Origin of the sequence: Desulfosporosinus paludis (assembly GCF_045689965.1) — a bacterium.
Classification (GTDB): Bacteria; Bacillota; Desulfitobacteriia; order Desulfitobacteriales; family Desulfitobacteriaceae; genus Desulfosporosinus; species Desulfosporosinus paludis.
Genome location: NZ_CP144211.1, coordinates 1,761,028 through 1,774,852, shown reverse-complemented (window position 1 = coordinate 1,774,852; position 13,825 = coordinate 1,761,028). Strand labels below are relative to the sequence as shown.

Annotated in this window: 8 protein-coding genes; 7 read left to right on the top strand and 1 reads right to left on the bottom strand. The window is 42.2% G+C overall.

Annotation, left to right across the window (positions count from 1 at the left end; all coding sequences use genetic code 11):
- The first annotated feature begins 117 nt into the window (after positions 1-117).
- From glgB to VZF35_RS09025, 6 genes are all read left to right on the top strand, one after another.
- Positions 118-2,046, top strand: coding sequence for a 1,4-alpha-glucan branching protein GlgB (gene glgB, locus VZF35_RS09050; protein ID WP_407312931.1), 1,929 nt, complete (start codon positions 118-120; stop codon positions 2,044-2,046).
- The gene (locus VZF35_RS09045) at positions 2,021-4,441 is read left to right on the top strand and encodes a glycogen/starch/alpha-glucan phosphorylase (protein ID WP_407312929.1); all 2,421 of its coding nucleotides are present in this window, start codon (positions 2,021-2,023) and stop codon (positions 4,439-4,441) included. The genes glgB and VZF35_RS09045 overlap by 26 nt, the downstream gene beginning before the upstream one ends.
- Positions 4,442-4,489: 48 nt before the next feature.
- Positions 4,490-5,683, top strand: a complete 1,194-nt coding sequence (locus VZF35_RS09040; RefSeq protein ID WP_407312927.1) for a glucose-1-phosphate adenylyltransferase — start codon at positions 4,490-4,492, stop codon at positions 5,681-5,683.
- 24 nt (positions 5,684-5,707) lie between these two features.
- A complete protein-coding gene (gene glgD / locus VZF35_RS09035) occupies positions 5,708-6,829 on the top strand; it encodes a glucose-1-phosphate adenylyltransferase subunit GlgD (protein ID WP_407312926.1) in 1,122 nt (373 codons plus the stop codon).
- A 21-nt stretch (positions 6,830-6,850) separates the two neighbouring features.
- A complete protein-coding gene (glgA, locus tag VZF35_RS09030; RefSeq protein ID WP_407312924.1) occupies positions 6,851-8,293 on the top strand; it encodes a glycogen synthase GlgA in 1,443 nt (480 codons plus the stop codon).
- 90 nt (positions 8,294-8,383) lie between these two features.
- Positions 8,384-11,923: a bifunctional glycogen debranching protein GlgX/4-alpha-glucanotransferase gene (locus VZF35_RS09025; protein ID WP_407312922.1), complete on the top strand. Its 3,540-nt coding sequence runs from the start codon at positions 8,384-8,386 to the stop codon at positions 11,921-11,923.
- Positions 11,924-12,017: 94 nt separating this feature from the next.
- On the opposite strand, the gene VZF35_RS09020 is transcribed toward VZF35_RS09025, so the two are convergent.
- Positions 12,018-12,707, bottom strand: a complete 690-nt coding sequence (locus VZF35_RS09020) for a vancomycin high temperature exclusion protein (RefSeq protein WP_407312919.1) — start codon at positions 12,705-12,707, stop codon at positions 12,018-12,020.
- Between the two features lie 466 nt (positions 12,708-13,173).
- On the opposite strand from VZF35_RS09020, the gene VZF35_RS09015 reads away from it, so the two are divergent.
- Complete coding sequence (locus VZF35_RS09015; RefSeq protein ID WP_407312917.1) at positions 13,174-13,713, top strand: GDSL-type esterase/lipase family protein; 540 nt, start codon at positions 13,174-13,176, stop codon at positions 13,711-13,713.
- Positions 13,714-13,825 lie beyond the last annotated feature (112 nt).

Below are 13,825 nucleotides of genomic sequence, written 5' to 3'. Positions count from 1 at the left end.
AAACAGGGCTAGAGGTTAAAAAGACGCTTCTAGCCTTGTTTGATGACTTGTAAAAAATACTATTTTTCCGCGACCTTGAATACAACATTAATAAGGATAACGTAAAGGCAGTGGTTTATGAATAGCATGGAATTTTTAAGCTCTGAGGAAATTTATCTCTATAATCGAGGAGAATTGTACAAGTCTTATACAAAGTTCGGTGCTCATATCCTTGAAGAAGATAGTAAGCTGGGAACTCATTTTGTGGTCTGGGTACCTAATGCCGCTGCCGTGCATGTTGTTGGAGACTTCAATGACTGGTGTGCAGCGCAGAATACCATGGCTGAAGTTGGAACAACAGGCGTCTGGACTCTTTTTATTCCGGAAATCGTACGCGGATTATACAAGTTTGAGATTCACACAAAAACAGGTGATGTACTCCTGAAGTCTGACCCCTTCGCCTTCTGCTCTGAGCTTAGACCTTTAACAGCCTCCAGGATTTATTCACTTGAGGGCTATCAATGGCTGGATCAGGATTGGATTTTGCGCAGGGAAACGAGTCAACCTAAGGAGAAACCCCTGGCAATTTATGAAGTCCATCTGGGATCTTGGAGACGAAAAGTAGACGGGAGCTTTTATCATTGGCTCGACTTCGCCGAAGAATTGCTAAATTATGTTGTCAGCATGGGCTATACCCATATCGAACTACTTCCCGTTATGGAGCATCCTTACGATGGTTCTTGGGGTTACCAAGTAACAGGGTATTATTCCTGTTCAAGCCGATATGGAACTCCTCATGATTTTATGTATTTTGTTGATTGTTGTCATCAGGCAGGGATAGGAATAATTTTAGACTGGGTACCAGGGCATTTTTGCAAAGACGCCCACGGTTTAGGAAAATTTAATGGTTCGTCTGTCTATGAGAAAGATGAACATGCTCAATGGGGAACTTACAATTTTAATTTTTCTAAAACTGAAGTTTGGAGCTTTCTTATTTCCAACGCGGTTTTTTGGTTTGAAAAATTTCACATTGACGGACTTAGAGTGGATGGGGTCAGCAGCATGCTTTATCTGGATTTTGAAAAGCCGGATAAAGCTTGGGAACATAATAGTTATGGAGGAAGAGAAAACCTGCAAGCAATTGCCTTTATGCAAAGGTTGAATGAGGTCGTGTTCCAGCACTATCCTGGTGTTCTTATGATTGCTGAAGAATCCACCGCCTGGCCTTTAGTTTCCTATCCGCCCTATGTCAATGGGCTTGGCTATAACTATAAATGGAATATGGGCTGGATGAACGATACGCTGCGCTATATGCAGCTTGACTTCTCCCGTCGGAAAGATTATCACCACCTCTTAAATTTCTCGTTAACCTACGCTTTTTCCGAGAATTTTGTGTTGCCGCTTTCTCATGATGAAGTAGTTCATGGGAAGCGGTCGTTACTGGAAAAAATACCTGGAGATTATTGGCAGAAATTTGCGGGGTTAAGGAATCTGGCAGGGTATCTAATGGGACACCCTGGTAAAAAATTAATGTTCATGGGTGGGGAATTTGCCCAATTCATTGAATGGCGTCATGACGCAGGGCTGGATTGGCTGCTTTTAGATTATGATCTGCACAAGAAATATCAGGAATACGTTAGGAGGATTAATAAACTTTATCAACAGGAAAAAGCCTTCTGGGAAAATGATCATGATTGGTCGGGGTTCGAATGGATTGATGCTGATAACAATGGGCAAAGCATCCTTGTTTTTTGCCGGCGGGCGAAAAATTTACACGATTGCCTCGTTGTGGTGATCAATTTCCAGCCTGTGAGTTATGAGAATTTCCGTATTGGAGTTCCGCAAAGAGGAATCTATCAAGAAATTTTAAATTCCGATAATGAACGTTTTGGCGGTTCGAATCATCTTAATCCTGCGCCTCTTGTAGCAGAGAAGGTTAAATGGCATGGCCGGATTTTTTCCTTAAGAATTAAACTTCCTCCCTTAGCAACCGTCATATTCAAACCGCAGTATAAATACAAATTAAGACGGGGTGGGTCAAATGTTTGCAAGCAAAGAAAATTTTAAACTAGCTTACCTTACCAAAATAAGTGAAACTGAAGGAATTACTCTTGATGAAGGCTCACTCTGGGATAAATATAAAACGTTGGTTTTGCTGCTTAAAGAGAACATGAGTTTTAACAGGGCGTTAACGAAGAAGTCAACCATGTACACAAAACAAGTCTATTATTTTTCCATGGAGTTTTTGATCGGAAGGCTGCTTCATTATTACTTGGTCAATATGGAAGTGGAGGAACTGGTCCGAGAAGGTTTAGCGGAGTTGGGAATTAATCTTGACGAGTTATTACAACAAGAAGCAGATCCAGGTCTGGGAAACGGCGGTCTGGGAAGATTAGCAGCTTGTTTTCTGGATTCCATGGCATTTTTAGGTATATCAGGGCATGGCAACGGTATCCGTTATAAGTATGGGTTGTTTGAGCAAAAGATTAGAAATGGTTTTCAAACGGAGGTGGCGGATAATTGGTTGAGGAATGGCTATCCTTGGGAGATACGCCGACCGGAAAAGAGTATTGTCGTTAAATTCAAAGGCAATGTCAGGACAGAATTTGTACAAGGGAAACTAGTATTTTACCATGAACATTATGAGCCGGTTCTGGCAGTTCCCTATGATATTCCGGTCATGAGTTATGATAATCCTTCCAATATTAATAATTTAAGGTTGTGGAGCGCTGAACCCTTATCCTATGAGCTGGATTTTGCTTCGTTCAACCGCGGAGAGTTTGATCAGGCGGTAAGTCTGAGGTCAGAGGTCGAAGCCATCTCTTATATTCTCTATCCCGATGATAACAGCCGTTCAGGCAAAGAATTAAGGTTAAAACAAGAGTACTTTTTTGTGGCGGCAGGATTAGGGTCGATCTTGCGAAGCTTTAAAAAACGCAATCTAGCTCTCGCAGATTTTTCCCGCTGGGTATCAGTTCATATCAATGATACGCATCCCGTGCTGTGCATTCCTGAACTAATGCGCATCCTGATTGATGAAGAAGGTTTAGGTTGGGATAAGGCCTGGAATATTACCGTGAATACTATCTCATTCACCAATCATACGATTATGCCGGAAGCTATGGAAAAATGGCCGATCGATTTATTCGAAAGTCTTTTGCCAAGAATTTACATGATCATCGAGGAAATCGATCGGAGATTTAAAGAGCGGTTAGCCAAGAGGTTCATGGATGACAGAAACCTCACACAGGATACTCAAATTATCAGAGACGGACAAGTTCAGATGGTCAATTTAGCCATCATCGGCAGTTCATCAGTCAATGGGGTTGCCTTGCTGCATACCGAAATTTTAAAGCAGCAGGTCTTTAAGAATTATTATAGGATTTTTAGCTATAAGTTTAACAACAAAACGAATGGTGTCAACCATCGAAGGTTTCTCTTAGCCGCTAATCCGGCCCTGTCTAATCTAATCACGGAAGCTATTGGACCAGCCTGGAAGAAAGACGCCGAGGAGCTTGAAAATCTATTGCCATTCAAGGATGATTCGAGCTTCTTGGAAAAGCTCGCTAAAGTAAAGTATCTTAATAAATGTCAATTAGTTAAGTATGTAAAGGATTCACAGGGTTTGGAGCTTGATCCGCTGTCAATGTTTGATGTACAAGTTAAAAGGATACATGCTTACAAACGGCAGCTTCTCAATATCTTAAAAATAATGTATTTGTATAATCAGCTTGCCGAGGATCCAAACTCTGTCATTGGTTCGCAAACCTTCATCTTTGGAGGAAAAGCAGCACCTGGCTATCATTATGCCAAAACGATTATTAAACTCATTAATACGTTAGCAGAAAAAATCGCTAGGGACCCGAAGATTCAGGAAAAACTTAAAGTCGTCTTTATGGAAAACTTTAATGTCTCTCTTGGGGAGTTAATTTACCCAGCGGCAGATATTAGCGAACAGATTTCTACTGCCAGTAAGGAAGCATCGGGAACTGGGAATATGAAATTTATGATGAATGGTGCGATCACCCTTGGAACACTGGATGGAGCAAATGTAGAAATCAAGGAAGCTGTAGGAGAGGACAATGTTTTTATCTTTGGACTTACAGCTGATGAAGTGATCCGCTGCTCGCGCGAGGGTGGATATAAATCCTTAGATCAATATTACTTAAATCAGAGCCTGAGATTTTGTGTCGATCAATTGGTCAATGGTTTTTTTGACAAGAGTGGAGAGGAATTCAGGGTGATTTTTGACTCGCTGTTGCTTTACAATGACGATTATTATGTTTTAAAAGATTTTGCTCCCTACATAGAAGCTCATAAAAAGCTTCAAACGTCTTATGCTCAGCAAGATATTTGGTATAAAACGTCCTTGGTCAATATCGCAAAATCAGGTGTTTTCTCAAGTGATCGTACCATCAGAGAATATGCGAATCAGATTTGGAAGATAAGGCAGAGGATTTGAATCGAACAGTTAGGGGTGGCTGGAACACGGAGAGAAAGGTGAAAAAGTATGCCTAAACAAGAGTGTATTGCCATGCTTTTGGCAGGTGGGCAGGGAAGCAGGTTAGGCAGTCTGACTCGTAATATCGCTAAGCCTGCGGTTTCCTTTTGCGGCAAGTACCGAATTATTGATTTTAGTTTAAGTAATTGTGCAAATTCTAACATCAACACCGTAGGGGTTCTTACCCAATACAAACCTTTCTTGCTGAACTCATATATCGGGATGGGTTCTGCCTGGAACTTAGATAATCCTTTCGGCGGCGTTCATATTCTGCCGCCCTTTGTTGGAGAACATGAATTAAGCTGGTATAAAGGAACCGGCAATGCGATCTTTCAAAACTTGAAGTTTATTAATTTTTATGACCCGGACTATGTGCTTATTATCTCCGGGGACCATATTTATAAAATGAATTATCTCTCGATGCTAAATTATCATAAGGAAAAAGGATCAGACATCACCATTTCGACGATCGAAGTTCCTTGGGCGGAAGTTTCAAGGTTCGGGATTGTGACGATTAATGAAGACGGCAAAATAACAAAGTTCACCGAGAAAATTCCTAATCCTGACAGCAATTTAGCCTCAATGGGAATCTATGTTTTTAACTGGGCAATTCTTAAGCAAGCACTGCTTGACGACGAACAGGATCCTCGATCAGAAAAAGATTTTGGTAAAAATATCATTCCGAAACAAATTGAATTAGGGAAAAAACTCTATGCCTATAAATTCCAAGGCTATTGGAGAGATGTAGGGACAATAGAAAGCTATTATAAGGCCAATATGGAGTTTCTCGATGGAGAAGAGGCCTTCAGTCTGTTTGATCCGACCCAAAGGGTATTTTCCAATGAAGATATCTTGCCTCCGCAATATATTGGTCCGACGGCAATAATTCAAAACAGCTTAATCAGCAACGGCTGCGTCGTACTTGGAGAGGTTAGTCATTCGATTTTGGCTCCTGGCGCTTATGTCGGGGAAGGAGCCACCGTAAAAAATTCCATTTTGTTGCCGCAGGCGAAGGTTAACAGCCATGCGAAGATCAACAAAACAATTGTCGGTGAGAGCGCAAAAGTTCTCAGCGATTGCTTGATCGGCCTGGAGGCAGAAGCGGTTGTGAGACAGGCCGGGATTACCGTTATTGAGGACCATTATGTGTTAGGCAAAGGGTCGGTCATTCGTGCAGGCAGTAATTTGTATTCGGCCCTTTAAAGCAAGCTGAAGGGAGGGTAGTTGATGCATAATGCAATTGGTATCCTGTTTGGCAATAACGGCTCTGATACCCTGCAGGGGTTAACCTTCGAAAGGTCAACAGCAGCAGTTCCGTTCGGAGGACGTTACCGATTGCTGGACTTTGCCCTATCCAGCATGGTTAATTCCGGATTGTGGACGATTGGCTTAGTTACCCCTCGCTATTATCGGTCGATACTCGACCATTTGGGAGCCGGGAAAGATTGGTTTCTTGACCGCAAATCGGGAGGATTGTTTATCTTACCCGGTGCAATTCATGGTTTATCCGACGAAAACGAAAAATTTAGACTTAAAGATTTACAGCTCAATAAAGAGTACCTGCTCAAAGACTTATCGGAAAATATTATTATTAGTGGCTGCAATCATGTCTTTAATATTAATTATGAAGAAGCTTTAGAGAATCATAAGAAAAGGCAAGCAGATATTACGTTGATATATAAAGAAAGTGCTGATTCTTGCGCTATGATTGGCAAAGAACGCCTTATCATTGGGGATCATCAAAAAATCCTCAATATTCATGGCAGCCATACGGCAGAATCCGCAGGGCAAATCCAAAATTATTTTATCGACATGTTAATTATTCGCAGAAAGCTTCTCTTGAAAATCGTCGAAGGATACAGATCAATAGAAGCTATGAATCTCATGGACGTTATTCAGGAGAATATTAGCGCTCTGAAAATTATCGGAGTTCCTTTTCATGGATACTTCGGCACGTTAAATTCAGTGAAGGATTACTTCGCCAGGAGCATGGAATTACTGAATCCGGAAATCCGTAAGGAAGTATTGACTGGCCATGATCGGATACATACTAAAATCGTGGACAATCCTCCTACCAAGCACGGATTACAAGCAAAAGTGACAAATTCCTTAATATCGAGTGGGTGCATCATCGAAGGAGAAGTTAATAATTCAATTCTATCTCGCGGAGTGATTGTGGAACAAGGAGCTGCGATTAACAACTGCATTATTATGCAGAAGTGTAAAATCTCAGCCGGTGCCCGTTTGGATTATGTTATTCTCGATAAGTTTGTAAAAGTTCATGAAGAAAATGTGTTGAAGGGCAACATGAATACTCCTTTGGTCGTACTAAAAGGTTCTTTGGTTTAAGATTGAGAAAAGAGGGATAAGATGAAAATTGTATTTGCAATTGCGGAGGCAGATCCTTTTGTCAAGACGGGCGGCCTGGGTGAAGTTGGCGGTTCGTTACCTGTCGCCTTGCAAAGACAAGGTGCAGATGTTCGCGTGATCATGCCGAAGTATAGTGTTATCCCCGAACATTTTCGCAATAAGTTTAAGCATATTAATCATTTCTATGTGCCCGTTGCCTGGCGCAGACAGTATTGCGGGCTTGAAGAATTAACCTATAATGGGGTTCGATACTATTTCCTCGACAATGAGTATTATTTTAGGCGTCCAAAGATTTATGGAGACTATGACGAGGCAGAACAGTATAGTTTTTTTTCTCGGGCCGTGTTGGAAAGTCTTGTTCATCTGCCGGAATTTAAGCCGGATATCCTTCATTGTCATGACTGGCATACGGCTTTGGTCCCCCTGATGAAAAAAGAATTTTATGCCAAAGAACCCCTTTATTATTCGATCAAGACGGTGTTTACGATTCATAACCTTAAGTACCAGGGGATTTTCCCTAGAGAGGTTCTTGCGGATGTAATTGGGTTGGGTGAAACGTTTTACACAGAGGAAGCTCTGGAATTCCATGGTGCGGTAAATTTTATGAAAGCGGGTCTTCTCTATGCAGACTGGATTACGACGGTGAGTCCAACCTATGCCCAGGAAATACAATATCCCTTCTACGGAGAGAAGCTTGAAGGAATTTTGCAAAAACGCAGGGATTCTTTAACCGGCATTCTTAACGGCATAGATTATGAGGTTTATGACCCATATTCTGATTCCTCCATTGTGTCCCCATATGGCAGTTCTCCTCATGCCAAAGAAAACAACAAAAAGGATTTGCAGCAAATTTTAGGGCTTCCTGTGCGGGCTGACCTTCCGGTTCTGGGGATGGTAAGCCGTTTAGTTGATCAGAAAGGGCTTGACTTGCTCAGCTTTGTTTTGGAAGAGATTCTTCTGCTTGATGTTCAAGTGGTTATCCTTGGAACGGGAGACCAACTGTATGAGGAGACACTACAAGCCTTTGCCGAAAAACATCCGGAAAAGTTCGCTTTTAAGAGGGAATTTAATGATGGACTAGCGCACAGAATTTATGCTGGGACGGATATCTTATTGATGCCTTCACGATTTGAGCCTTGTGGTATATCTCAAATGATTGCGATGCGTTATGGAACGATCCCGATTGTGCGGGAAACAGGAGGTTTAAAAGATACAGTAATTTCCTATAATGAATATACTGGCGAAGGTAATGGCTTTAGCTTTGCTAATTACAATGCTCATGAATTATTGTTTGCGATTCAGCGAGCTGTAAAGATTTATAGCTCAGATAAATCTGCCTGGACTAACTTAAAAAATAGTGCCTTGAATCGGGATTCAAGTTGGAATTCGTCCGCCGATGCTTATCTAGCGATCTATAGATCACTATTTAAAGAGGATTTTTAAGGCTGCTTTGAGAAAAGCTTTCATAAATAAGCCTGCATAGCCGTCGCTTATCCTGTAAAGAGTTCGAGATTAAGCTGTAGGAGAGTAAATATGGGATTTTCTGCGTATCATGACTCTCATAATTTAGATTATCGTGATCCTTTTGGAGCGGTCTCCTGCGGGCAAACGATCATTTTTCGTATTGAAATATGCTCGGCTATCCCAGTGGAAGACTGCTTTTTACGTGTTTGGGAGAGTGAAAAAGAACGATTAATCCCTATGGTCTCCAAACTGAAGGTTTCGGAGAAAATCCTCTTTGAGGCCGAGTACCAGGCCCCAAAGGGCCCCGGGCTGGTCTGGTATTATTTTAGGATTTCTGTAGGAGGTCAGGAGTTCTATTATGGCAATAATGCCGATCGGTTGGGCGGAGATGGAGAGCTTGAGGAAAAAGAACCACCTTCCTATCAAGTGACTGTCCATGACCCTATGAAGATTCCTGCGTGGTATCAGAAAGGAATCATGTACCAGATCTTTGTGGATCGATTTTATCATGCTCATGAAGACGGTTTCCTTCTTTATCCCAGAAAGAATGCCCTTTGGCATGCTAATTGGTATGATAATCCCGTCTATATTAAAGATGAAGATGGAAAAGTAACCGACTGGGATTTTTTTGGCGGCAATTTGTTAGGGATTATAAAAAAGTTACCATATCTTAAGGAATTAGGCATAAGCATCATCTATCTCAACCCAATTTTTGAGGCATCGAGTAATCATAAATATGATACAGCAGATTATCAACACATTGATCCTATGTATGGGGATGAGAAGCTCTTTGAGCGGCTAGTGATCCAAGCGAAGCGATATGGCATTGCTGTCATCTTAGACGGTGTATTTAGTCATACTGGAAGTGACAGCGTCTACTTTAATCGCTATGGTAGTTACCAAAGCTTAGGGGCTTACCAGTCTGCAGATTCTCCATACTATACGTGGTATCAATTCAAAGCCAATACTCAGGAATATAAGTCCTGGTGGAATGTTGAAGATTTGCCGGAAGTAAATAAATTTGAACCTTCCTTTCAAGATTTTCTGTTCAATGCTGAGAACGGGATCATACGAAAGTGGATGGCTAAAGGAATTGCGGGGTGGCGGCTGGATGTCGCTGACGAGCTTCCGGATGAGTTTGTTCAGAAGTTCAGACAAACAATCAAAACAATCAATCCGGAAGCGGTTTTGATCGGAGAAGTATGGGAAGACGCCTCCAATAAGCAGAGCTATGGCAAACTGCGTGAATATTTTTGGGGCTATGAGTTGGATGCCGCCATGAATTACCCATTCCGAGAGATTTTTCTCCACTTCATCCTCGGAAAAACAAATTCAAACTTAGCGCATCAACAGGTGATGCGCTTGCTGGAAAATTACCCCCGGGAGAACTTCTATGGGGCCATGAATCTCATTGGAAGCCACGATCGGGAACGAATCTTAACTCTTTTAGGAGAGGCTTCCCCTGAAGAAGATTTGCCGGAAAGCCGGAAGCGAACCTATAAACTTTCTCCTGAAGCCCGCGAGATAGCAATACAAAGGCTAAAGCTTATCAGCCTGATCCAAATGACATTTCCCGGTGTGCCTTGTGTTTATTATGGTGATGAAGCAGGACTGGAAGGTTACAGCGATCCTTATAATCGTGGAACCTATCCCTGGGGACGAGAGGACCAAGAGATTTTGAATTGGTATAAAAAGATCATAAGGCTGCGTTTGGAGTATGAGGGCTTACAGTCAGGGGATTTCCAGTCTTTTTGTCAAGAACCGGATATTTATGGGTTTAAGCGTTTGTGGGGAGACGAAGAAATTGTAGTCCTGATTAACCGCCATAGGACACAAGCTCGAGAAATTACCTTGAATAAGAATTTACGGCATCGCCTCGTTCAGAATCCATTGGTGATAGACTTGCTGGATGGAAAGATCCAAAGTGAGCAAACGGGGCAAATAGTTCAAAGCAGTCAAGATGCTCAAACTGCGCAAAATGATCATCTTACTCAAAGTGCTCAGATATTTAAGCTAAATCCTTTATCAGCTCAAGTGCTGTTACATCGATCTTGTCAATTTCCTTTTCCGCGCCAAGACTTTTTTCGTTCCTGTGGAGTGTTAATGCATCTTAGCTCATTGCCTTCAGAGTTAGGAATGGGGGATCTAGGCCAAGAGGCTTATCATTTTATTGATTTCTTAGTTGACTCCGATCAATCTTTGTGGCAAGTGCTGCCATTAAACCCTGTGGGGTTAGGTGATTCTCCCTATCAGAGTGATTCTGCTTTTGCCGGAAACTCGAGGTTGATAAGTTTGGAAAGTTTGGTTCAGGAGAGACTTTTACAAGCGGATTTGTTGGAAACCTTGCCTAAAGAATCGCTCTCTCCTGAGATGCTTAAAGAAGTCGGTCTCCGAAAGGCGTATAATTCTTTCAAGGCTCAGATTCGAAAAGATGACTCTGATAAATCTCCGCCGAAGTCCAAGTATCTTTCCCGCCGGAACTATTTAGCCTTTCAAAAGGATCATCGGGAATGGCTGGATGACTATGCTTTATACCGAGCCCTAAAGGCTTATTTCGGGGATACAGCATGGTATGATTGGGAATCAGGGCTTGCCTGCCGTGACCCTGATACACTGGCGGAGTATTCTCGTAAGCTTGCAGAAGAGGTGGAATTTAACCGTTTTGTTCAATATACCTTTTACTATCAATGGCAAGAGCTTCGCCGGTATGCTTTAGCAAAAGAGATTAAATTCATAGGGGACATCCCTCTCTTTGTAGCAAGCGACAGTTGCGATGTTTGGGTTAACCGCAGGTTTTTTAAACTGGATGAGGCCGGAAAACCTGCGAAAGTAGCTGGGGTTCCTCCTGATTATTTCAGCAAGACGGGTCAGTTATGGGGGAATCCAGTCTATGATTGGGATGCCTTGGCAGCTGAAGGTTATATCTGGTGGAAGCAAAGAATAAAACTTGCTTTGGGGCTCTTCGATTATGTCCGCCTGGATCATTTTCGGGGTTTTGAGGCTTATTGGGAGATTGATGCCAAGGAAGAGACAGCGATCAATGGTCGATGGATGAAAGGACCCGGAAAGCGTTTATTTGAAAGCTTAGCGCAGGAATTCGGTAGGCTGCCCTTTATCGCCGAGGATTTGGGGGTTATTACGACGGAAGTTAACGTTTTAAAGAGGATCTTTGGCTTCCCGGGGATGAAGGTTCTCCAGTTCACCTCAATTGAAGAAATGGCTGAAGAAGACATGGATATCATCTACTACTCGGGAACCCATGACAATGATACTTTACTGGGATGGTACAAATCTACGATTCGTTCAGGACGAGAGGAACCTGAGGTTGAGCAGGGAGTACAAGAGGAACAACTAGAACAACAGCCAGAACAGGTCAAAGAGACCTGCAGGAAACTTATCGAAGATTTGTATCTAAGCAAAGCTGCTTGGGTTATTACCCCGATGCAAGATGTCTTGGGTCTGGGTACTGAGGCAAGGATGAACGTTCCGGGAACCATCGCAGGAAATTGGCAATGGAAGTTGAATAAGAAGCTGTTGACATCAGAGGTAAAAGATTGGTTGCGTTACTTAGCGAAAGACTCAAAACGGATGCCGCAAAGAAACCCTTGACTCTCCCCTTTGGTAAGACCTTATCATGCAATTAGGGCTTAGCTACTATCTGTGCTTGGCAGCAGAATCCTTTGCAGCCATAAGCTAAAGGGGTCTACTTGTCATTCGTTGCGCTGCCATCGCCAAACACCGGTATTGAGTCACCTAAAAAGGTTGGTTTAGGCTTAAATACTTCAGCCCAGAGGAAATCTTTGTTCCGAGCAGCGATTTCTCTTACCTTATAAAAGGCCATGGCTTGTCCATAATCGTGTTGGTCGGAAGCTACTCCATAGGCTTCAAGCCCCATCGCTCGAGCCAAAAAAACGGCTCTCATCAGATGATACTCTTGAGTTACGATAATGACCTTCTGAACTTCAAAAATATCCCTGGCCCGATAGACACTTTCGTAGGTACTGAAGCCTGCATGATCCATAAAGATGTCTCGTCCGGGTACTCCTTTGTTCATCAAGAAATTCTTCATGGCATTGACCTCATCGTAATCTTTTCGTCCATGGTCTCCACTGACTAATAGTTTAGGCGCTTTGCCTTGTTCGTAAAGTTCATATCCTTCGCTCAGCCTATCCGTAAGCATAGAGGAGGTAGTCCCATCTGGAAAAACGTAAGCCCCTAAGACTAGAATCGCATCAGCCTTGGGGATATCGTTAACGTTAAGTATGTAACTTGATCCTACATCCTCGACATATCGGTCCACAGCAAGTACAGCGCTTCCCAATAATACCAGTACAGCAAGAGAAATGACGATAAGTTTTTTTAGCCATCCCTTTAACGATCTGATTTTTCTCACCTAACACAATCCCCCCTAATACGTTCTCTGAGGGTTCATGGCATCTGCTTTCCAACGAAAGTATAAGATGATGTCGTGGACCCTCTGCTTTTAACTACTTCGCTATTTTACTGTCACAATCCTCTCTAGGCTATTATTTTTCAATATCCCGTGCTGCGAGCTGCCGTTTCCCAATGAATTTCAAGATGGACCGAGCAATAGGTGCTAAGAGTTTTTCTTTATGATCATTAAGTGTACAATAAACATAAGAGAAAGGGCCAATGTTGCCAATGCCGTATATATCACCGTGATTTCTATATCTTTTGTACAAGGATTTTGATCATAACCTGGTTATCAAGACTAAAGGCTAACAGTAAGGCACCTACTGTCCCAATCCCTGCAGGAGCCAATAACCAAAAGGAAGTGGATCTCACATATTTGCGAAGAATTTGTGATGAGAAGTCTAATAATTGAGGTGGATAATTCTATGAAACTTGTTGCTATTGGAGATTCAATTACAGAAGGGTATCCCTTTAGTTCGATGGAGTCTTGGGTAGAACATTTGGCTAAAGAGCTGAAATGTGAGGTTGTAAATCAAGGAATTAACGGGGATTTCACCCTAGGTATGCTTGAACGGTTTGAGCGAGATGTGCTTTCTTGTGCTCCCACCCATGTTATAATTCTGGGAGGGGCAAACGATGCATACGAGCAGATCCCTTTAGATCAAGTAAGTCCGAATTTTATTAAAATGGTAAGATTGTGCGCAAAACAAGAGGTTACCCCCATTCTTGGTTTGCCCACTCCATCATTACTGGCAGAAGAAGAAAGGGTCTTAATTGAATACAGAAACTGGTTAATTAAGTATGCGGCTAAGAACTGTATTCCTGTTATTGATTTTTATTCCCCTTTCCTGCTCAGAATCCAAGAGGGTCGGGCCGCAGAATTTTATGTCGATGAAGTCCATCCCAGTATTAAGGGTTATGCTTTAATGGGAGAAGTAGCTGCGCAAAGCTGGAAAAATTTTTAGGGTCAAATTCCCCGGAATATAAATCTAGGGAATATTAAGTTGTGAGCCTTATAATTTACAATTTTTGTGGGGAAGTTAATAAAAACGTTTGAAATTCGTCGGTCAGAGTGCT